General features: G+C 63.3%; 20 protein-coding genes and 1 riboswitch. Of the genes, 10 read left to right on the forward strand and 10 right to left on the reverse strand.

Features of this window, described 5'->3' with window-relative positions; genetic code table 11:
* Nucleotides 1–79 precede the first annotated feature (79 nt).
* On the reverse strand, nucleotides 80–526 hold the full coding sequence (dtd, locus tag BKY26_RS11610; protein ID WP_071690556.1) for a D-aminoacyl-tRNA deacylase: 447 nt from the start codon (nucleotides 524–526) through the stop codon (nucleotides 80–82).
* A gap of 131 nt (nucleotides 527–657) precedes the next feature.
* Between dtd and BKY26_RS11615 the strand changes: the two genes are divergently transcribed.
* Nucleotides 658–1,074 carry an Hsp20/alpha crystallin family protein gene (locus BKY26_RS11615; RefSeq protein WP_071690557.1) on the forward strand — a complete coding sequence of 139 codons (417 nt, stop codon included), beginning with the start codon at nucleotides 658–660 and terminating at the stop codon, nucleotides 1,072–1,074.
* Nucleotides 1,075–1,138: 64 nt separating this feature from the next.
* Here the strand turns inward: BKY26_RS11615 and BKY26_RS11620 are convergent, their stop codons facing one another.
* From BKY26_RS11620 to BKY26_RS11655, 8 genes are all read right to left on the reverse strand, one after another.
* Entirely contained in the window at nucleotides 1,139–1,810 is a 672-nt protein-coding gene (locus BKY26_RS11620) for a nitroreductase (RefSeq protein WP_071690558.1), read from the reverse strand.
* Nucleotides 1,807–2,961, reverse strand: coding sequence for a TFIIB-type zinc finger domain-containing protein (locus tag BKY26_RS11625; protein WP_071690559.1), 1,155 nt, complete (start codon nucleotides 2,959–2,961; stop codon nucleotides 1,807–1,809). Before BKY26_RS11625 ends, BKY26_RS11620 begins: the two co-directional genes overlap by 4 nt.
* An 81-nt stretch (nucleotides 2,962–3,042) precedes the next feature.
* Complete coding sequence (locus BKY26_RS11630) at nucleotides 3,043–3,522, reverse strand: cytochrome b (RefSeq protein WP_071690560.1); 480 nt, start codon at nucleotides 3,520–3,522, stop codon at nucleotides 3,043–3,045.
* 69 nt (nucleotides 3,523–3,591) lie between these two features.
* The gene (locus BKY26_RS11635; RefSeq protein ID WP_071690561.1) at nucleotides 3,592–4,719 is read right to left on the reverse strand and encodes an SPFH domain-containing protein; all 1,128 of its coding nucleotides are present in this window, start codon (nucleotides 4,717–4,719) and stop codon (nucleotides 3,592–3,594) included.
* A gap of 33 nt (nucleotides 4,720–4,752) precedes the next feature.
* Nucleotides 4,753–5,691 carry a DUF2927 domain-containing protein gene (locus tag BKY26_RS11640; protein ID WP_071690562.1) on the reverse strand — a complete coding sequence of 313 codons (939 nt, stop codon included), beginning with the start codon at nucleotides 5,689–5,691 and terminating at the stop codon, nucleotides 4,753–4,755.
* 26 nt (nucleotides 5,692–5,717) lie between these two features.
* Entirely contained in the window at nucleotides 5,718–6,911 is a 1,194-nt protein-coding gene (locus BKY26_RS11645) for a toxic anion resistance protein (protein ID WP_071690563.1), read from the reverse strand.
* Between the two features lie 12 nt (nucleotides 6,912–6,923).
* Nucleotides 6,924–7,826, reverse strand: a complete 903-nt coding sequence (locus BKY26_RS11650) for a 5-bromo-4-chloroindolyl phosphate hydrolysis family protein (protein ID WP_071690564.1) — start codon at nucleotides 7,824–7,826, stop codon at nucleotides 6,924–6,926.
* 147 nt (nucleotides 7,827–7,973) lie between these two features.
* Complete coding sequence (locus BKY26_RS11655) at nucleotides 7,974–8,822, reverse strand: TerC family protein (protein WP_071690565.1); 849 nt, start codon at nucleotides 8,820–8,822, stop codon at nucleotides 7,974–7,976.
* A gap of 137 nt (nucleotides 8,823–8,959) precedes the next feature.
* Nucleotides 8,960–9,038: riboswitch (SAM riboswitch) on the forward strand.
* A gap of 70 nt (nucleotides 9,039–9,108) precedes the next feature.
* On the opposite strand from BKY26_RS11655, the gene metZ reads away from it, so the two are divergent.
* The 6 genes from metZ (at nucleotide 9,109) to BKY26_RS11685 (ending at nucleotide 14,731) form a co-directional block, all read left to right on the forward strand.
* Nucleotides 9,109–10,314 (forward strand): O-succinylhomoserine sulfhydrylase, encoded by a 1,206-nt coding sequence (gene metZ / locus BKY26_RS11660; protein WP_227435010.1) that lies wholly within the window; start codon nucleotides 9,109–9,111, stop codon nucleotides 10,312–10,314.
* The gene (locus BKY26_RS11665; protein ID WP_071690566.1) at nucleotides 10,311–10,808 is read left to right on the forward strand and encodes a GNAT family N-acetyltransferase; all 498 of its coding nucleotides are present in this window, start codon (nucleotides 10,311–10,313) and stop codon (nucleotides 10,806–10,808) included. The genes metZ and BKY26_RS11665 overlap by 4 nt, the downstream gene beginning before the upstream one ends.
* Entirely contained in the window at nucleotides 10,805–11,545 is a 741-nt protein-coding gene (locus BKY26_RS11670; protein WP_071690567.1) for a glutamine amidotransferase, read from the forward strand. Before BKY26_RS11665 ends, BKY26_RS11670 begins: the two co-directional genes overlap by 4 nt.
* Before the next feature lie 225 nt (nucleotides 11,546–11,770).
* Nucleotides 11,771–12,868, forward strand: a complete 1,098-nt coding sequence (gene folE2, locus BKY26_RS11675; RefSeq protein ID WP_071690568.1) for a GTP cyclohydrolase FolE2 — start codon at nucleotides 11,771–11,773, stop codon at nucleotides 12,866–12,868.
* 118 nt (nucleotides 12,869–12,986) lie between these two features.
* The gene (locus BKY26_RS11680; protein WP_071690569.1) at nucleotides 12,987–13,208 is read left to right on the forward strand and encodes a YjiS-like domain-containing protein; all 222 of its coding nucleotides are present in this window, start codon (nucleotides 12,987–12,989) and stop codon (nucleotides 13,206–13,208) included.
* 74 nt (nucleotides 13,209–13,282) lie between these two features.
* The gene (locus BKY26_RS11685) at nucleotides 13,283–14,731 is read left to right on the forward strand and encodes a TrkH family potassium uptake protein (RefSeq protein ID WP_071690570.1); all 1,449 of its coding nucleotides are present in this window, start codon (nucleotides 13,283–13,285) and stop codon (nucleotides 14,729–14,731) included.
* Nucleotides 14,732–14,801: 70 nt separating this feature from the next.
* Here the strand turns inward: BKY26_RS11685 and BKY26_RS11690 are convergent, their stop codons facing one another.
* On the reverse strand, nucleotides 14,802–16,499 hold the full coding sequence (locus tag BKY26_RS11690) for a serine protease (protein WP_071690578.1): 1,698 nt from the start codon (nucleotides 16,497–16,499) through the stop codon (nucleotides 14,802–14,804).
* A gap of 211 nt (nucleotides 16,500–16,710) precedes the next feature.
* On the opposite strand from BKY26_RS11690, the gene BKY26_RS11695 reads away from it, so the two are divergent.
* The 3 genes from BKY26_RS11695 to glyS are packed head-to-tail and all read left to right on the forward strand — an operon-like array spanning nucleotide 16,711 to nucleotide 20,397.
* Entirely contained in the window at nucleotides 16,711–17,658 is a 948-nt protein-coding gene (locus tag BKY26_RS11695) for a glycine--tRNA ligase subunit alpha (RefSeq protein WP_071690571.1), read from the forward strand.
* 14 nt (nucleotides 17,659–17,672) lie between these two features.
* The gene (locus BKY26_RS11700; RefSeq protein ID WP_245764451.1) at nucleotides 17,673–18,179 is read left to right on the forward strand and encodes a DUF6446 family protein; all 507 of its coding nucleotides are present in this window, start codon (nucleotides 17,673–17,675) and stop codon (nucleotides 18,177–18,179) included.
* Nucleotide 18,180: 1 nt separating this feature from the next.
* Nucleotides 18,181–20,397 carry a glycine--tRNA ligase subunit beta gene (glyS, locus tag BKY26_RS11705; RefSeq protein WP_071690573.1) on the forward strand — a complete coding sequence of 739 codons (2,217 nt, stop codon included), beginning with the start codon at nucleotides 18,181–18,183 and terminating at the stop codon, nucleotides 20,395–20,397.
* The last annotated feature ends 327 nt before the right edge of the window (nucleotides 20,398–20,724 follow it).

The following is a 20,724-nucleotide window of genomic DNA, read 5'->3' on the forward strand; positions in this document are numbered from 1 at the left end:
CCGGTCCTGTCGCTTGCGCGGGCTGGTTGGGCGGGATGCCTCCGGTGGGGGTATTTGGGCCAATCAGAAGGGTAGGGGGTCAGTTGCCCTCGGTGTCGATCCAGATCGTGACCGGCCCGTCATTGATGAGCGAGACCTTCATATCGGCCCCGAACTGGCCGGTTTCGGTCGGGATGCCGAGCCCTGCCAGATGCGCCGCGAAATGCTGGTAGAGCCGGTCGCCCTCTGCCGGTGGGGCAGCGGTGGAGAAGCCGGGGCGGTTGCCGCGCGAGGTGTCGGCGGCCAGCGTGAACTGGCTGACCACGAGGGCCGAGCCACCCATGTCGAGGATTGAGCGGTTCATCTTGCCCGCCTCGTCGGTGAAGATCCTGAGTTTCGAGATCTTGGTGGCGAGCGTTTCCGCCTGCGCCTCGCCATCGCCCTGCATCGCGCAGACGAGGATCAGCAGGCCGGGGCCGGACTGGCCGATGATTTCTCCGTCGACGCGGACGGCGGCTTCGCTGATGCGTTGGATGAGGGCGCGCATGTTGGGTCCTTTCGCTGATCCGGGGGAGAGTGCGGGTTTCTTGACCGGAATCAAGGCGAATCCAAGCGGGATGGGAGAGACTCCGGGACGCAGGCAGAGGCGTGATCTGCCGCGCATCAAGGAGGATCGCTATGGTTGAGAAATCGCATACATCCGGCGGATGGCCTTCGGTTTTCGAGCCTTTCCGCACAATGGGTCGGCAAGTGGCCGACTGGTTTGCGCCGGCGTCAGAGGCGGCTGTGGATGAGGCCAGTTACAGGATCGTGGTGGAACTGCCCGGCGTCGAGGACAAGGACATCGATGTGAGCGTCCATGACGGGGTGTTGACCGTGAAGGGCGAGAAGAGGTCGAGCCGCGAGGAAAAGGGCGAGACCTGGTATTTCAGCGAACGGCAATATGGGGCGTTTTCCCGCAGTTTCCGGCTGCCGCCCGACGCGGATGAGGGGGCTGTGAGTGCCGATCTGAAGGATGGGGTTTTGACGGTGTCGGTGGCGAAATCTGCGCCCGCCAGCCCCGAGACCAAGCGGATCGAGGTGCGCAAAGGCTGAGGTCGGGCGCGGGGAAGGGGCTTGCAAGCCCCTTATAACGTCCTTGCAAGGACGTTGGCCGCGCCTAGCCTTGCCAGCGGAGTGTTTCGTCAAGGCCTGCGCGCGTGGTGCGGAAGCTGTTGGCCGGGTGGTCCTCATCCGCCCGGCCCATGCTGACCACGCAGACGATGGTGCGGTTCTCGGGCAGGTCAAAGAACCGGTGCAGGAAGGGCGCGTAGCTCGCCAGCGCCGCCTGCGGGATGGTGGCGACGCCGCGCGCGGTGGCCGCCAGGGTCAGGGCGGTCAGGAAGCCGCCGCAATCGACAAGCCCGTAAGGGCCAAGCTCTGCCTCCGAGGTCAGGACCGCCAGATGCGGCGCGCCGAAGAAGCGGAAGTTCTCCATCATCTGCCGATGCGATCCCTCGCGGTCGCCCTTCTGCACGCCTACAGCCCCGTATAGCTGCCAGCCGCAGGTCGACCGACGTTCCTTGTAGATGCCGGAATAGCGGTCCGGGAAGGGGATGTCGGGCGTGTGGCTGGCCGTTGTCATATCCTCGGCCAGTGCTGCGCGCAGGCGGTCGGTCTCCTCGGCGCTCGTCACCACCAAATGCCAGGGCTGTGCGTTGCACCAGCTGGCGACCTTTTGCGCGTCGCTCACGATCTCTTCGATCAGGTCGCGCGGCAGGGGATCAGACCGGAACGCCCGGCAGGAATACCGGGCGTCCAGAATGCGGGTCAGCGCCTCGGCGTCGCTCATTGCTGAGTCATCATGTAGAGATAGGCCGCCCCTGCGGCCAGCGCCGCGCCGATGACGACGGCAATGGCGATCTTGATCGCGGACCACGGCCGTTCGCCCTGTACCTTGCCGGTCTGGCCATTGACCACGAAGCGATAGCTTTGGCCCTTGTATTTATAGGCGGCCATCCAGACCGGCAGCAGCACATGTTTGAAGGTGATCTCGGACACATCCGTGTTCACATGGCTGATGCGCTGCCGGTCTCCGCCAATATCGGCATTGATGTCGCGGCGGATCTGCGCATCCATGATGTCGCGCGCTTCCTCGAACCCTTCTTCCACATCGACTGTGTAGCCCTCGGCCATGAAGCCAGCGAGGTAATGGGGCTGATAGGGCTCCAGCTCGCTCAGGTTCCAGGGCTTGAGATTGTCGGTGTAGCTTTTCGGCAGCGAGCGCGAGCCGAGGATCAGGATATCGTCGAAGAAGCGGCTGACGCGGCCCCGGACATTGGTCCAGCGGATTTTCTGTTCCCGGACCTGTGTCGGCTTGCCCTCGCGCATCACCGTGCGGGTCACGTAGTAGATCGTCCCGCGCTGGCCCTGATAGCGGCTGGCGGTTTGGGCGTCATAGGTCCAGTAGGGCACATAGATGCCGTCGAGGCTGCGGCCCTGGCGGGCATATTCCTTGAGCCCGTTCGGCGCGAACCAGAGCCGCCCAAGCCAGGCGGTCATGGCCTTGTGGGCGTCGCGTTCTTCCAGCTTGAAGGGCAGAACGGCCTTGGGCTTGATATGCCTGTGGGTGCCGGTATCGGTCACCACCGGTGTGGCGCAGAAGGGGCATTCGGTGGAATGGACGTCCGAGTTGAACTCCACCTGCGCGCCGCAATTGGGGCAGGGGGTGACGCGGATCTCCTCCATCTCGGCGCTGTCGAGGCCCGAGCGCAGCGCGGTTTCGAAATCCATCTCGCGGATCTCGGGCAGGTCGGCGGTCTCGAAATCCTGCTCATTGCCGCAATGGTCGCAGATCAGCTTGCCCTCTTCCGGGTCGAAGCGGAAATCCGAGCCGCATTGGTTACAGGGAAAGCGGTGTTCCTCGTTGGCGAGGGCATCGGCGGGCTCGGTGGCCTCCGGCTCGGGGTCAGATCCGGGCGGGGTGGGGGGCAAATCGCTCATGGCTCTCTGAAAATTGGTTTATGGTCCTGCCGCATCTTCGACCGCGGCAGGGCGTAATTCAAGGGAATAAGCCGTTTGCAACTAGCCGCGTGGGCGCAGCATCCGGGTCATGGTACCATCCTTCAGCACCAGCTGGTGCAGGATCGCCACCACCGCATGGCCAAGTGCCACGATCATCAGTGCATTGCCAAGCAGTTCGTGTCCTTCGCCAAGAGCCTCGATCCCGCCGAACCAGGTGATGGCACCGCCAATGGGCGTCAGGATCATCAGCAGGTAGAGCAGCCGGTGACCCCAAAGTGCGGCGGCCTCGGCCATGGCGGAACTGCCCGGCACCGGGCCCGGCGCGCCCTGACGGTGGCGCACGAACACGCGGATCAGGACCAGCACGAAGACCGCAAGACCGAGGATCGCATGGGGGTTGGGCGTCAGGACGCCGCTTTCAAGACGGGTCTCGAACGCGTCTTCCATGGCCTCATGTGTGACCCAAGCCGCGAGGATCAGCAGGGCGATCAGCCAATGCAGCGCGATCTGCAGGCGGGAATAGGCGGGGGCGTGTGACATGGGCGCTCCTAAAACAAACAGTCCGGCCCTTTTCACGGGGCCGGACCGGATTTCCGTCGCTGCCGGGGATCAGACGCCCGGCGGCGGGGGGGGTGGCATGACGGTGAAGAGCTGCGCCAGCTCTGCCACGTCTTCGGCCTTCTTCCAGCCGTCCTGACCGGCGGTCCAGACATAGGTTTCCCGCTTGAGCTGCCCGGCACTGGCCATGCGGCCCAGATCGGCCTTGGAGAACGGGCCGGTGGTCTGGCCGTTTTCGGCCAGATGCCAGACATGTTCGACCGGCGGCGGCGGGGGCACGGCGGCACCGCCACCCTGCGCGGGGGCCTGTTGCTGCTGGCCGCCCTGGTTCATCGCATTGGCCATCTGGGTGGCCATCGCCATGCCCATACCAAGCCCCATGCCCTCGGACGCGCCGCTGCCGGGCGAGGTCGCGGCGGCCTGCAAGGCCTCGGCGGTCTGGAACTGGGTGTATTTGTTCAGATCGCCAATGACCCCCATCGAAGTGCGCTTGTCGAGCGCCTCTTCCACCGCGGGCGGCAGGCTGATGTTCTCGATATAAAGCTCGGGCAGTTCCAGCCCGTATTGCGCGATGGTACCGGAAATCGCCTCGGCCATGATCCGGCCCAGATCGCCGGTATTGCCCGCCATATCCAGCACCGGGATGCCGGAGGAGCCGATCACGCGCGAAAACTCCTGCACGATGATGTTCCGGATCTGCGAAGTGACCTCGTCGGTGGTGAATTCGCCATCGGTGCCCACGATTTCGGTCATGAACTTGCCCGCGTCGTTTACCTTGACGGTGTAGGTGCCATAGGCGCGGATGCGGGTCGGCCCGAAATCGGCGTCGCGCAGCATGATCGGGTTCTTGGTGCCCCATTTGAGATCGGTGAACCGGTTGGTGCTGACGAAGTAGATCTCGGATTTGAACGGTGACTGGAAGCCATGCGACCAGTGCTGCAGCGTCGTCATGATCGGCATGTTGTTCGTTTCGAGCATGTAGAGGCCCGGGGTGAACACATCGGCCAGCTGGCCTTCATGGATGAAGACCGCCGTCTGGCCTTCGCGCACGGTCAGCTTGGCGCCGTACTTGATTTCGTGGCCGTGGCGTTCGAAACGCCAGACCATCGTATCGCGGGTGTCGTCCGTCCAGTGAATGACATCAATGAACTGGCCGGAGAGGAAATCGAAAATGGACATCTGGTCCTCCTGTTGAAAATCAGACCTTGGGGGTCAGCTTGGCCCACCAACCAGCCCGTCTGCAAGCTCTTGCAGGATCGGGCGGGCCTCGTCGGGGGTCATGCCGGGGCTGAGACGGGGGTTGTAGAGCATGCTGAGCAGCATCTCGTCATGGGTGGTGAGCAGCGCGAATTCCTCGTCATCGTTGAAGATCGAGGGCCGCGCGGTGGGGCTGTCATTGGGCAGGCCGAGGCCTTGCGCCACTTCCTCATGCACGCAGGACCGGCGTTGCAGGTCGGGGTGTTCGGTTCGGATGAGGGCAATGGCGGAGACATAGACATTGGGCGCATCTGCGTTCGAAATCGAATAGACCGCGCAGAATTCATGGCGGGGCAGAGAGGTGATTTCCCGGATCGTGGCGTCGCTGATATTGGGCATGATCCGGCGCAGAAGGGGGGCCGCTGCGCGCTGTTCATCCCGATTGAGATAGAGCACATGGAAATTGCCACCCGAACCCACCGCGCGGATCGAATGGCCGGTGATGCGTGCCAGACGGTCGGCATAGCGGGCGAGTTCTGCCCGGTCCTCGTCGCGCATGTCCGCGGGCACCGAGCCGCCGAAATGTGCTTGCAGCCGAATGGGCCTCTCCCACCGGCGCAATTCTGCGGGGGTCTGTTGCGCCACGAAACGGCCGCCGGAAATGGCATATTCGCTATAGAGCGCGATGCGTTCGAAATTGGCGACCAGATTGCGGGCGACTATGGGTGTATCCGGCCCGCCGCCATCGGTGCGCAGCAGGCCCTGGGTCAGAAGCCGCTGTTGAACGCCCGCATAGTAGCGCGCATAGGCAAGGCTTTCTTCCGAAGGTTCTAAAGACGGCGGTGCGACAACGGGAGTAGAGGGGCGCGAAGCGGGCGTTTGGGTCGTCTCTTCGCAACCTGACAGGACCGCCAGGGCGGCCACCATCAGGGCTGGAAACAGGGCCTTGCGCATACGGCCTCGCGCCTCCGGGTTTTGGATCAGGTCCGCGGCACGGCGGTGCCGACATTGTCGCCGGTGCCGTCGCCCCGCGCCGTGGCCGAGGCCAGCGTGTCGCGCAGGTCGCGTTCCATCTTCTCCATCTCTTCCTCGGCAGCCGCACGGCGGCGCTTGCCTTCGTCGGCGATGGCGAGGCTTTCCTCGATGGTCGCGATCAGATCGGCATTGGCCTGCTTGACCGCCTCGATGTCGAAGACGCCGCGCTCCATTTCCTCGCGGACCATCTTGTTCGATTCGCGCAGGTTGGCGGCGTTCTGGGTCAGCAGCTCATTAGTCAGGTCATTGGCCTCGCGCACGGCCTGAGCGGCCTGGGTCGAGCGCTGGATGGTCAGCGCCTGCGCCAGCTGCGTTTCCCACAGCGGCACGGTGTTGACGAGGGTCGAGTTGATCTTGGTGACCAACGACTTGTCGTTTTCCTGAACCAGACGGATCGAGGGCAGCGACTGCATCGTGACCTGGCGGGTCAGTTTCAGGTCATGAACCCGGCGTTCCAGATCGTCACGCGCGGCGCGCAGGTCGCGCAGTTCCTGCGCCTTCATCACCTGTTCATTTTCCGGCGCGGCGGCCACTTCGGCCTCTTTCGCCGGGATCACTTCCTCGTCCAGCTCCTTCAGCTTTTCCTCACCGGCGGCGATGTAAAGCGCCAGTTCGTCATAGAAGGCCAGCGTCTTGTCATACAGCAGGTCGAGCGACTTGATGTCCTTCATCAGTGTATGCTCATGCGCCAGCAGGCTGTCGGTGATGCGGTCGATCTGGCCCTGCACATCTTCGTAGCGGGCCAGGAAATCATGGACCGGCTTGGCCTTCCCAAAGAGCCGTTCCCACCAGCTGCGCTTGCGGTTGGGGTCCAGTTCATCGACAGAGAACCCGCGAATGGTGCCGACGATTTCGCGCAAGCTATCGCCTGCCGGGCCGACATCCTTGTTCTTCACGCCTTCCAGCATGGCCTGGCTGATCGTTTGCAGCTCTGCCTGAGCGTTCGACCCGAAGGTGACGATCGAGTTGGTATCGGTCATGTCGAGCTCGGCCATCCGCGTGCGAATCTCTTCGGCGGTCGGGGCGGGCGCGTCGGCCAGCGGCACCAGTTCTGTCGAAGGTTCGGGCAGAACCACGGCGTTGATTTCATCGACAAGCTGCGCGGCAGCTTCGGCCTGTTGGCGGATCTGGTCACTCATTGTTTTTGGTCCTTATGTCTCAATATGCAGATTATCACGGTTCAGGCGGTCCCGCAGCACGTCGATTTCAACGTCGAGATCGCTGCGGTCCGTCACCAGCATGCGCTTGGTGCGGGCCGCGAAATTGGTTTCGAGGTCATCCAGCAGGGTGACGTAATCGGCGCGGACAGACGGGTCGCGGTCGCGGGCATAGAGATCGGCAAACTTCACCGTCGCGTCGCGGGCCCCGGTCAGGTAGACGCCCAGATATTTGCGGGCCTGGGTCAGGTCGCGGGGGTCCTCCTCGACCGTGCGGAACATGTCGCGGGCGGTGGCCTGAAACGCCTCCACACGGGATTCAAGCTGGCGGTCTCCGGCCCGGCGGATCGCGTCGGACATGCCTGCCAGCAGCGCCTCGGCCTCTTCGATCTTGCGCGCCACCCGGTCGGTCTGGAACTGGTCAACCCCTTCCAGCCCCTTGTCTTTCAGCGGATCGAGCCCGAAGGAGAAGAGATGCAGCGCACCGGCAAGCGTGCCGACAAGCCCGGCATTCAGCACCGTCCACTGGCCACCAAAGATCAGCAGTCCAACGCCCGCGCCGGTCAGGACCGAAGCGAAGATCTTGCGCGGGATCGCCGGTCGGCGGGCGACCTTGCGTTCGTTAAAGGCATCCTCTGCCCGCACCCCGTCGCGCAGCAGCCACGCGGCCAGCAGCAGCACGGCGGCGCCAGCGAAATCGGTGATCATCTCGGTCACCGGCTGGAAGAAGACAGTCAGGAAGACCAGCAGCGGCAGCAGGAACAGGATGTTGATCCGCGCGCCATAACGCGCCGGGCTGCGGCCACGAAAGCTGGCCTCAAGCGGCCGGGTCTGTGGGGCCTGAACCTCGGTCGAGTCCGGATCGGGGCTGAACTGTCCGCCATAACGCTGTGCCATCTCAGACCACCCCGAAGCCGCCGAAAATCGCCATCACGATGATGACCACAAGCGCCACGAAGGCGACACCCTGAAGACCGTTTGAACTCATGTAGGAACCCCTTTCCGCCCAATACGATAAGCACGCAGGGGCGTAAAAAAAAGATGTCAGTGCTTTGAATCGTGTACCGGGACGGTTTCCGCCAATGCGCCGCGTGCCCGTTCAGCATCGAGCTTACGTTTATAGCCGGTTTGAATGAACTCGACGACAAACAGCACCACGACCGCGAAATAGAAGGTTGTCTTCGACATCGGGATCAGCGCGTAACCGAAGATATGCACCGCCATGGCCGGGTCGTGGGTGGCGTGTTCGGCGGCAACGCCCGCTTCACCAAGCAGCACGACGCCCACGATCAGCAGGATGAACAGGCCCAGAACCTCGTACATCCGGTTCTTCTCGATAAAAGCGGTGACACCATCCGCCAGCAGCAACATCGCAAGACCCGAGAGCAGGATCGCGGCAGCCAAGATCGGGAAAACATCGGTGATGGCCAGCGCCGACAGCACGGAATCGAAGCTGAAAATCAGGTTCATCAAGACGATGAGCACAACCACCTGAACAGCAGATTTTCCTGATTTTTCAGGGCCTTCATGGTCAAAATCATGAACCGACAACAGGTGCCCGATTTCCTTGACCGCCGTATACATGATGAAGACGCCACCAAAAACGAAGACGCAGGTGGCAAAGTTTACGCCGCCTTCCAGAACGCCCTCCCAGTTCATGACGAAGAACGGTTCGGACAGGCTCTCGATCAGCTGGACCATGGTGAAGAGCAAGACGACCCGCAGCGCCACGGCGATGATGATCCCCCAGAACCGCACTTTCTTTTGGCTTTCCTTCGGGGCCCGCTGGCTTTCAATCGAAATGTAAAGAAGATTGTCGAAGCCCAGAACCGCCTGCAGGAAGCACAGCATCACCAGGTTGCCGAGGTTTTCGAGGGTCAGGATATCTGCCATTTTCTATCGCCTTGATCTATCGCTTTTTCCGGGCTCTTGCCGGGTCTCTTCGTCTGAATAATCACTTGGGGCGGCGATTGTCACGCCTTTCCCCGCGTCGGGTTCCCTCTTGCCAAGTCCCACGCGCTGGCTTATCCCGTTGCCATCGTGGCGATTTGTTAACCGGATTGCGGGCCACGTTAAACAAGCCGCTAAAGAGGTCGAGCAGCGCCATCCATGGCTCTTGCCCCCGACCGTTCACCCGGTTCGGGGTTTTTTCATGCCTCGGGCCAGCAAAGGACCGTGAATGACAATGGGACCGAAACAGCTTCCCGCCGACGCCAAGCCCCGCACCCGCGCCGTCCATGGCGGCACCCGCCGCAGCCAGTACGGAGAGGTCAGCGAGGCAATCTTCCTCACGCAGGGTTTCGTCTATGACAGTGCCGAGCAGGCCGAGGCGCGGTTCATTGAATCGGGCGATGACGAATTCATCTATGCCCGTTACGGCAACCCCACCGTGCGCATGTTCGAGGAACGGATTGCGGCGCTGGAAGGGACCGAGGACGCCTTCGCCACCGCCTCCGGCATGGCCGCTGTCAGTGGTGCGCTGACCTCGATGTTGAGGGCAGGGGATCACGTGGTCTCGGCCAAGGCGCTTTTTGGCTCCTGCCTCTATATCCTTGAGGAGGTTCTGACCCGCTTCGGCGTTGAGGTCACCTTCGTCGATGGCACCGACCTGAACGAATGGAAGGCGGCGATCCGGCCCGACACCAAGGCGGTGTTCTTTGAGAGCATGTCGAACCCGACGCTGGAGGTGATTGACATCAAGGGCGTCAGCGAGCTGGCCCATGCGGTCGGGGCAATTGTCGTCGTGGACAACGTCTTTGCCACGCCTGTCCTGCAACGTTCGGGCGATTTGGGGGCCGATGTCATCGTCTATTCAGCCACCAAGCATATCGACGGGCAGGGGCGTTGTCTGGGGGGCGTCATCTGCGGCACCCGCCAGTTCATCCGCAAGGTGGTGGAGCCTTATCTCAAACACACCGGCGGCTCGCTCTCGCCCTTCAACGCCTGGGTGATGCTGAAGGCGCTGGAGACGATGGACCTGCGTGTAAGGGCGCAGGCCGATAGTGCCTACCGGATCGCCACCGCGCTGCAGGGTCAGCCCGGTCTGGCCCGCGTAATCCACCCCTTCCTGCCCGATCACCCGCAGCAGAACCTCGCGATAGCGCAAATGGAAGCGGGCGGGACGATGATTTCTATAGAGTTGCAGGGCGGCAAACCTGCAGCTTTCAAGATGCTGAACGCGCTGCAGGTCATCGTGATCTCCAACAACCTGGGCGATGCAAAGTCGATCATCACTCATCCGGCCACCACCACCCACCAGCGGCTGACGCCAGAACAGCGCGCCGCGCTTGGCATCTCGGACGGGCTGCTGCGCCTGTCGGTGGGGCTGGAAGACCCGTCGGATCTGATCGCCGATCTCGAACAGGCTTTGGCGGCGGCCCAATGACCGAGATCACCATTCACCGTTTTCGGGCGGGAGAGGGCGACCTGCTGGGGCAGCTCTTTCACCGATCCGTGCATGAGGGCACGGTTAGGGCCTATGATGCCGCGCAACGTGCGGCGTGGAGTCCCCAGCCACCGAGCGGCCCGGACTGGGAGGCGCGGCTGACGGGGGCCGTGACGCTGGTGGCCTGGGCCGGGAAGGTTCCCGCCGGGTTCATGACGCTTGATCCCGAGACCGGCTATCTCGACCTCGCCTTCGTCGCGCCCGAATGGCAGGGACATGGCGTGGCGGCGATGCTCTATGGTCTTCTGGAACGCTGCGCGCGACGCCACGGGCTGGCGCAGCTGAGCACCGATGCCAGCGAATTGGCGCGGCCCTTCTTCCTCCGGCAGGGCTGGCAGGACGGGCCTCGGCAGAAGGTGGAGCGCCACGGCGTCACCCTGCACAATTACCCCATGGCAAAATCGCTGAAACCTGCGCTAGAACGGGCGGCATGAAACCGTTTCTGATCCTGCAACTGCGCCCCGAGGATGAAGCCGCCGACGAGGAGTTCAACAGCTTCCTTGCCAAGGGCGGGCTGTCGGAGGATGAGGTGCACCGCATCCGGCTCGACAAGCGCGACCTGCCGGGCGGGCTGGTGCTGGCCGATTATTCCGGCGTGATCGTGGGCGGCGGGCCCGGCTGCGTGTCGGACGCGCCCGAGGACAAGACCCCGCAGGAAGCCAAGATCGAGGCGGAAATCCTGGGATTGATGCCGCGCATCACCGAGGGCGACGTGCCCTTCATGGGCTGCTGCTACGGGCTCGGCATCCTCGCTCATCACTTGGGCGGAGAGGTCAGCAAGGCGCGCTATGGCGAGGCGATCGGCGGGGTCGACTGCACCTTGTCCGAAGAGGGAGCGGCAGATCCGCTCTTTGACGGGCTGCCGCGGACGTTCCGGGCGCTTGTGGGGCACAAGGAGGCCGTGCAGGACCTGCCCCCCGGCGCGGTGCATCTGGCGGCGGCGGAGAGCTGCCCCTTCCAGATGATCCGCTACGGGCAGAATGTCTACGCTACTCAGTTCCACCCGGAAGCCGATGGCGATAGCTTTGCCACCCGCATCCGCATCTACCGCAACAAGGGATACTTTCACCCAGACGAGGCTGACAGCCTGACCGAAGCCTGTCTGGCCGAAGAGATCACTGTGCCCGAACGGGTGCTGAAGAACTTCGTCAACCGCTATCGCAGCGGGTGAGCGGGGCGCGGGGAAAGCTCTTCGAAGAGCTTTGACAATTTTCTTCGAAGAAAATTCCAGCGCCCCGGTTGAGCCATCCGCCATTCTGACGCCGGATCGCAACATGGTGCCGTTTTGGGCGGGTCCGCTCCACCCTTTCTCACCTAGCTCTCGCAACGGAAAACTTGGAATAGCGGGGCGGCTGGCCCATATTGTCAGTCTCCAGACCCCGGGAAGGCCTGCGCCATGAACCTGCAGCTCAACGATCTTGCCACCGCGCCCGACAGCGACGAGGCCCGCAAAGCGCTGGACACCCTGCGCGCATGGGCAGCCACCGCGTCGGCGGAGGAGCTGGCCGCGCTCGACCCGTCCATCACCGGACTTCTGCGCAATGCCCCGGAATACCCGGTTTTCAACCGTGACTATCCGAAGGATTTCACCGTCGATGCCGAGTACAAGGCGGGCTTGCCCGACCTGCAAAACGGCCCCGCCTCGCTGATCAAGGGGCAGAAACGGGTGATCCAGCATGTGGGCATTTCCAATTTCCGCCTGCCGATCCGTTACCACACCCGAGATGACGGCGATCTGACGCTGGAAACCTCGGTCACAGGCACGGTCAGTCTGGAGGCGGAGAAAAAGGGCATCAACATGTCCCGGATCATGCGCAGCTTCTACAACCACGCAGAGCGGACATTCAGCTTCGAGGTGATGGAAGCGGCGCTTGACGCCTACAAGACCGATCTCGACAGCTTCGATGCCCGCATCCAGATGCGCTTTTCCTTCCCGATGAAGATCGAAAGCCTGCGCTCCGGCCTCACCGGGTACCAGTATTACGATATCGCGCTGGAACTGGTGGAGCAGGGTGGCAGCCGCAAGAAGATCCTGCATCTCGACTATGTCTACAGTTCCACCTGCCCGTGTTCTCTGGAACTCAGCGAACATGCCCGCGAATTTCGCAACCAGCTGGCAACTCCGCATTCGCAACGCTCGGTGGCGCGGATATCGGTCGAAGTGCCCTTTGGCCGTGACTGCCTGTGGTTCGAGGACCTGATAGACTTGGCCCGCCATGCGGTGCCAACGGAAACGCAAGTTATGGTCAAACGCGAGGATGAACAGGCCTTTGCCGAGCTGAACGCGGCGAACCCGATTTTCGTCGAGGACGCCGCGAGGCTCTTTGCGCAGGCCCTGCATGACGAACCCCGCGTGGGAGATTTCCGCATTGTCGCCAGCCACCAGGAAAGCCTGCACAGCCATGACGCGGTCAGCGTGCTGACCGAGGGCGACACCTTTGCCGCTACCAGCCTTGACCCCAAACTGTTCAAGACGCTTTTCCACATTGGTTGAGCCCTGCCCCTGACGCAAACCGGGGTTTCCGGATCGGCATTGGGCAAACGGGTCAGGAAGACATACCTATCAGGTCGAGCCGGGCAATTGCCCGTCGCAGATATCAAGAGGTAGTCCCATGGCAACCATCGCCCTGTCCCCCGCCGCAACCGGCACCGAGTCCCCGATCCGCAGCTTCTTTGCCGCGCTCATGCGCGTGTTTTCCGCCTATGACGCCGCCCAGTCCCGCGCCAATCAGGTGCAGCGCCTGAACGGTATGACCGACACCGAACTGGCCCGCATCGGTCTGCGCCGCGAAGATATCGCGCGGTATGTTTTCCGCGATATCCTGTATATCTGAGGGGCACAGCGAAAGCGCCCGTGCGAAGCTTCTCCGGTTGACAGCGCGCGCGGGCCGGGCCAACGCTTCGGCCCATGTACGACCTCAGGCCCATTGGATATGTGATCGGACTGCTTGTCCTCGTGCTGGGGTTGACCATGCTGGTCCCCATGGGCGTCGATCTCTATTATCAGAACGGGCATTGGCGGGCCTTCCTGGATAGCGCAGTTCTGACGGTGCTGCCCGGTGCGATGCTGGCGCTGGCCGCGTCCAGCGGGGTCAGCAAGCGACTGTCCATCCAGCAGACTTTTCTTCTGACCACGGGCGTCTGGCTGGCCCTGCCCATCTTCGGTGCGCTTCCCTTCATACTCGGGGAGACCGAAGCAACCTTCATCGACGCGCTCTTTGAATCCATGTCGGGCCTGACAACGACGGGATCAACCGTCTTCATCCGGTTGGAACGGCTGCCCGAGGGGCTGCTCTTCTGGCGCGGGATGCTGCAATGGTTCGGCGGCGTCGGCATCATTGTCGTGGCGATGGTGTTCCTGCCGGAACTGCGCGTGGGCGGCATGCAGATCTTCAAATCCGAAGCCTTCGATACGATGGGCAAGATCCTGCCCCGCGCAGGTGAGATCGCACAGCAGATTTCGGTGATCTATCTGGGTCTCACGCTTGTCTGCTCGCTCACCTATGTGGCGCTCGGGATGCCGACGTTTGAGGCGATCGTGCATTCCATGACCACCGTCTCGACCGGTGGGTTTTCCACCTCTGACGCCTCTTTCGGAGCGTTTCAGGGACCGATGGAATATGCCGCCGCCGTTTTCATGATCCTCGCCAGCCTGCCATTCGTGCGCTACGTGCAGATGCTGGCCGGCAGCGCCCGGCCGCTCTGGGTCGATACGCAGGTGCGCGCCTATCTGACCACGATCCTGCTGCTGACGATCTTCTTCGCGGTCTACCGGCTGGTTGTGAACGGCGACCATCTGGAACACGGGTTCCGCGAGGCGATCTTCAACGTGACCTCGATCATCTCGGGCACGGGCTATGCCAGCGTCGATTACCAGGAATGGGGTGCGATTGCGGTTGTCGTCTTCTTCTTCATCGGCCTGATTGGCGGCTGCGCGGGCTCGACTGCCTGCTCGATCAAGATCTTCCGCTATCAGTTGCTGATGGCGTCGATCTCGACGCAGCTGCGCAGGCTCTACGCCCCGCATGGCATCTTTGAGCCGCGCTACGAAGGCCGCAAGGTCAGCGAGGAAGTCCTGTCCTCGGTCATGGCCTTCTTCGTGATGTTCTTCGTCAGCCTCGGTGTGGTGGCGATGCTGCTGGCACTGACCGGGCTGGATTTCGTGACGTCTGTGTCGGGGGCGGCCACGGCGCTGGCCAATATCGGGCCGGGCCTTGGCAGCGAGATCGGACCGGCGGGCAGCTTCACCAACCTCAATGACACAGCCAAGTGGATTCTGACCGTTGCGATGCTGGTCGGGCGGCTGGAGCTGATGGCGGTCTTTGTCCTGTTCACTACCCAGTTCTGGCGGGGGTGAACAGGTCGCGCCCGACAGAAAAAGGGCGGCCCCTTCGGACCGCCCTTTTCTGTTCACAAGCGCCTTGCGATCAGTTCCAGCAGGTCACCAGAACCGCCAGATCGCTGCCATAGCGGGCCAGCGCATTGCGGGTCATCGGATCGGCCTGCACGGGGGCCGCGTTGACCCGGACCCCGGCGGTGCCGAGGAATTCCGCCATCCGGTCGCCGCGCAGGGCGAAGCTGACGCCTTCGGGCAGGGCGCGGCCGGTGTCGGGCTCGGGCAGGACCATGCCGATCACCGCGCCGGTGGCATCCAGTACGGGGGCCCCGGCCTCGGACGGTTCGATCGACATTTCAAGCCGCGCCATCGTGTCCTCGCCATTCAGCCCCTGCATGTCGGCCAGCGTGCCGAAGTTCATGGACGCCGCGCCAAGCGCGCCCTCATAGGGATAGCCCGCAACCGCCACATCACTGCGGATACGTGCCGGAACGGTGGGGAAGCCCGCGTAGGTCGAGGGGGCCAGTGACTGCGTCGGGCGCAGGACGGCCAGCCCGAGCGCCGGGTCGGAATGGGCCACGGTCATCTCATACCGGTCATTGACCAGAACGCGGGTGCAGGAGGCCACGGCCTCAGCGGTGGTCAGCACGGTGCCGGTGTTGTCGAGGTAGAAGCCGCTGCGCACCCGGTCGGGCTGACGCACTTCCAGACCGGCCATCAGGTCAACGCCCTGTTCCATGCCGGGATCGACCGCGCCGGGGTCGAGCGTGCCGCCAAAGGTGGAGAAACTGTCTTCCATCATGTCCAGAACACGGGTCATCTGCGCATCCCGTTCGGGCGTCCAGATGAGCGTGAAGCCCTTGATCTGCCCATCTTCCAGACGCGCCACGGTGTGGCTGCGCAGGGTGTCGGACTGACCGGTCAGAACGAAGCTGTTGGACCGGCGGTTACGCTCGCCTTCCAGCGGCACGATCTCCAGCGTTTGCATGATTTCGTACAGGCCACCGAGCGTGGCTTCGCTGCCCTCCTGGCTGATCAGCAGAACCTGAACGCCGGAATCGCCCACGGAATCGAACTGCGCGAAGGGAAACTCGTAGCGGGCGAACTCGACCATCGCCAAGGGCAGGTCGATCTCGATTCCCGCGCGTTCGTCGCGCACGGTCTGCATGCCAAGCGCATCAAGTTCCGCCTGATAGCTGGCCAGCAGCTCGGCCCGCTGACGCGTGGTCAGGACGCCGGTTTCCTCATAGCCCTGAGCTGCCTGCCAGGCGGACATGGCGCCACGGGTGCCGGGGCCGAAAGCGCCGTCGATGCCGGAATTGTAGTATCCGAACCATTGCATCGCGATCTGCAGCGCCTCGCGTCCCTGCTGATCAAGCTGACGTTCGCTTTGCCGGGCCTCGGCCACGGTTTCCTCGGGCAGTACCGGCGCAGCAGGCTGCGGGGTGCCTGCGATGGTGGGGGCCTCGGTTACGGTGCCGGGGGCCAAGGTGTTGGCACCAATGGGGAAAAACTGTTGCTGGTAGATGTCCACTTCGGACAGATAACTGTCCTGCGGAATGGCCCCCTGTGCGCGCAATTGGTTCAGAACCGCCGCGCCTTCGCCGGGCGTGTAGGGCCCGAGCGCGATGGCATACCAGCCGGTGCGCAGACGATAGCCGTTCACCGCTGGCAGCAGCCGCGAATAGGCGCGCACCCGGCCCTCGGCGGTGGCCAGATCGGGATGAGCCTCCATCTGGACCCAAACACGGTCCTGTGCCTGGGCGTCATCGGCCCCGAATACGGCCATGCCCAGTATGATCAAAAGACACAAAACAATCCGGCGTGCTGCCATCCTCTTTCTCCTAACCCCATGTTTCCTGCGGGCTTCGCCCGTTCACGATCGGCGGCAACCTATCAGAGTGAACAGCCGATGCACCAGAAATATGCGTGATCGGCCAATTGACCATGGCGGGGGGGACCACTATCACACCCCTGCCTTGCAACACCCGGGAAAAGACATGGCCGAGAAAAGCACGCAGCCGCGCAGTTTTCAGGAAATCATCCTGAGGCTCCAGTCCTATTGGGCCACCAAGGGCTGCGCGATCATGCAGCCCTATGACATGGAGGTCGGTGCCGGCACCTTCCACCCGGCCACCACCCTGCGCAGCCTCGGCACGCAACCATGGGCCGCGGCCTATGTGCAGCCCTCGCGCCGCCCCACGGACGGGCGCTATGGCGAGAACCCGAACCGGTTGCAGCACTACTATCAGTATCAGGTGCTGATCAAACCCTCGCCGCCCGATCTGCAGGCTTTGTATCTGGGCTCGCTGGAGGCCATCGGCATCGACATGGACCTGCACGACGTGCGGTTTGTGGAAGATGACTGGGAAAGCCCCACCTTGGGGGCCTGGGGCCTTGGCTGGGAAGTCTGGTGCGACGGCATGGAAGTCAGCCAGTTCACCTATTTCCAGCAGGTCGGCGGCCATGACTGCAAGCCCGTGTCGGGCGAGCTGACTTACGGGCTGGAACGTCTGGCGATCTATATCCTCGGCGTCGATCACGTCATGGACATGCCGTTCAACGACCCCGACGCGCCGATTCCGCTGACCTATGGCGATGTGTTCCGCCAGACCGAAGAGGAATACAGCCGTTTCAACTTCGACACGGCAGAAACCGAAATTCTGCTGCGCCATTTCGAGGATGCAGAGGCCGAATGCGAGGCGATCCTCAGCCACCCGCACGAGGACCCCAAGACAGGCAAGCGCATCATCATGGCGCACCCGGCCTATGACCAGTGCATCAAGGCCAGCCACCTCTTTAACCTTCTGGACGCGCGCGGCGTGATCTCGGTCACTGAACGTCAGGCCTATATCGGCCGCGTCCGTGCGCTGGCCAAGAAATGCGCCGATGCCTTCGTGCAGACCGGGGCAGGGGGCTTCGTGCCTGAAAGCGACAGCGCGGCATGACCCGGGGGCAATTCGTGGTAACTGCAATCGTTCTGTCCGGTGCCGCCGCCGGGGCCCTGCTGTGGTGGACCGAAACGCGCGCCTATTATGAACCGATCAGCATGGATGCGGTGACGATCAGCGCCACGACCTTCGACGGTGTGGTCGATCCGCTGCCGATTGCCGATTTCGAGGGCATCGACGCCGACACCTCGCCCCTGCGCTTCCGGGCCTGCTTCACCACGCCGCTGAGCCTCGCCCTGATGACCGAGACCTACCAGCCCTACGCGGGCGCCACCCCGCTCAACACACCGGGCTGGTTCGACTGCTATGACGCCGGCACCCTGACCCGCGCGCTGGAGGCGGGCACCGGCCTGGCCTTCCTGGGCGAGGCCAACATTGTCTATGGCATCGACCAGATCGTGATGATCACCGAAAACGGCCGGGGCTATGCCTGGCACCAACTGAACCATTGCGGGGAAGCGGCCTATAGCGGCGATCCCGTCCCCGAAGACTGCCCGCCCGCGCCCGAGAGGAACTGACATGCCCGATCTTCTGCTGGAACTGTTCAGTGAGGAAATCCCCGCGCGGATGCAGCGCCGCGCGGCTGAGGATCTGAAGAAACTGGTCACCGACGCGCTGGTCGAGGCCGGGCTGACCTATGCGGGTGCCGGGGCGTTTTCCACCCCGCGCCGTCTGGTGCTGGCGCTGGAAGGGCTGACGGCGGAGAGCCCCGATGTGACCGAGGAACGCAAAGGCCCCCGGACCGATGCGCCGGAAAAGGCGCTGGACGGCTTCCTACGCGCCACGGGGCTCAGCAAGGACCAGCTGGAGATCCGCGACGACAAGAAGGGCCAGACCTATTTTGCGAAAGTCGTGAAGCCGGGCCGCTCGGCAGAGGATATTCTGGCCGAGATCATCCCCGCGACGATCCGCAACTTCCCCTGGCCCAAGTCGATGCGATGGGGCGCGGGCAACCTGCGCTGGGTGCGTCCGCTGCATTCGATCCTGTGCATCCTGTCCGATGAAAACGGCGCCCACATGGTGCCGTTCGACGTGGACGGGATTGCCGCTGGCGACACGACTGAGGGCCACCGCTTCATGGCTGCCGGTCGCTTTGCCGTAACCGGCTTCGACGACTACGCCGCCAAACTGAAGAAGGCCCATGTGATCCTCTCTGCGGAGGAGCGAGCGGACCATATCTGGCACGACGCCACCAACATGGCCTTCGCCGCCGGGCTGGAGGTGGTCGAGGACAAGGGCCTCTTGGCCGAGGTCGCCGGGCTGGTGGAATGGCCGGTGGTCCTGATGGGCGAGATCGGTGAGGAATTCCTGGGCCTGCCGCCGGAGGTGCTTCAGACCTCCATGCGCGAACATCAGAAATTCTTTTCCGTGAAGAACCCGACCACGGGCCGGATCGAACGCTTCATCACCGTCGCCAACCGCGAAACCACCGACCATGGCGCGACCATTCTGGCAGGCAATGGCAAGGTGCTGTCCGCCCGTCTGGCGGATGCGAAATTCTTCTGGGAAAACGACCTGCGCGTTGCAAAGTCGGACATGTCCGCCTGGACCCGCAGCCTGGAAAACGTGACCTTCCACAACAAGCTTGGGACGCAGGCCGCCCGGATTACCCGCATCGCGGCACTGGCCCGAGACCTGGCCCCGGTGGTGGGCGCCGATCCCGATCAGGCGGAAACCGCCGCGCGGATTGCCAAGGCCGACCTGTCCTCGGAAATGGTCTACGAGTTCCCGGAGCTTCAGGGCCTAATGGGCCGCTACTATGCCGAAGCCGCAGGCTACTCGGCAGAGGTCGCCGCCGCCGCGCAGGAGCATTACTCGCCGCTTGGCCCCTCCGACGATGTGCCGACCGCGCCCGTTTCGGTCGCCGTGGCTCTTGCCGACAAGCTCGACACGCTGGCGGGCTTCTGGGCCATCGACGAAAAACCCACCGGGTCGAAAGACCCTTACGCGCTGCGCCGCGCCGCGCTCGGGGTGATCCGGCTGGTGCTGGTGAACGGGCTGCGCCTGAACCTGGATCGCTTCATCGATGCGCAGCTGATCCGGATCGAGGCTGCTGTGAACCATGACCTCGACGACAGCGCACTGACCGAACTGTTGCAGGAGATCGCGCATCATGGCGTCTTCGGCGCGGCCTTCCACGCGGTCAAGGACCGTCTCGATGATCTGCATGACGATTTCCTTGCACTGGAAAACAAGGTTCCGGACGCATCCGATGACCTGCTCCGCTTCACCCACGACCGTCTCAAGGTCCACCTGCGCGATCAAGGCATCCGCCATGACGTGATCGATGCCTGCCTTGCCTTGCCGGGCAGCGACGATCTGGCCCTTCTGGTCAGGCGGGCCGAGGCGCTGGCGGCCTTCCTTGCCTCTGACGACGGGGAAAACCTCGTGCAAGGCTACAAGCGCGCCGCCAACATCCTGGCCCAGGCCGAGGAGAAAGACGGGGTCGAGTACCGCTACGGTGCCGATGTGAAATACGCCGAGACTGCAGAGGAAAAGGCGCTGTTCGCGGCGCTGTCGCAGGCCGAGGCCGCTGTTGCCCCGGCGCTTGCATCGGATGATTTCCCCGCCGCCATGTCCGCCATGTCCGCTCTGCGCGCGCCCATCGATGCTTTCTTTGACACCGTGCAGGTCAATGCGGACAGCGCGATCCTTCGCCGCAATCGCCTCAATCTGTTGCACGAGATCACCGCAAGCTGCGGCAAGATCGCGGACCTGTCGCGGATCGAAGGTTAAGCGTTCCTTTCAGCTTGGTGAAAATACCTCGGGGGAGTCGCCGAAGGCGACGGGGGCAGAGCCCCCCGGAAACGCTCTTGCAAGAGCGTTTCACGCGGCCCGTAAGGGCCGCGCGGGTCGGCGTGCCAATGGCACGGCGAAACAACCCGACACCCAAACGCCGCACTGGACCCGGCGCGATTCCGCTGTATGGTCCCCTCAACCCTTTTTTCTGCAAGTGCGAAGCAAATGCCCGACCGCCCGGATATCATCCAGATCACTGCCACCGCGCCGATCAAGAAGGACATGCATGGCAACCGCGCCAAATGCCTTCAGCGGCTGGGGCGG

This window comes from Nioella sediminis (assembly GCF_001879695.1).
GTDB classification, from domain to species: Bacteria; Pseudomonadota; Alphaproteobacteria; order Rhodobacterales; family Rhodobacteraceae; genus Nioella; species Nioella sediminis.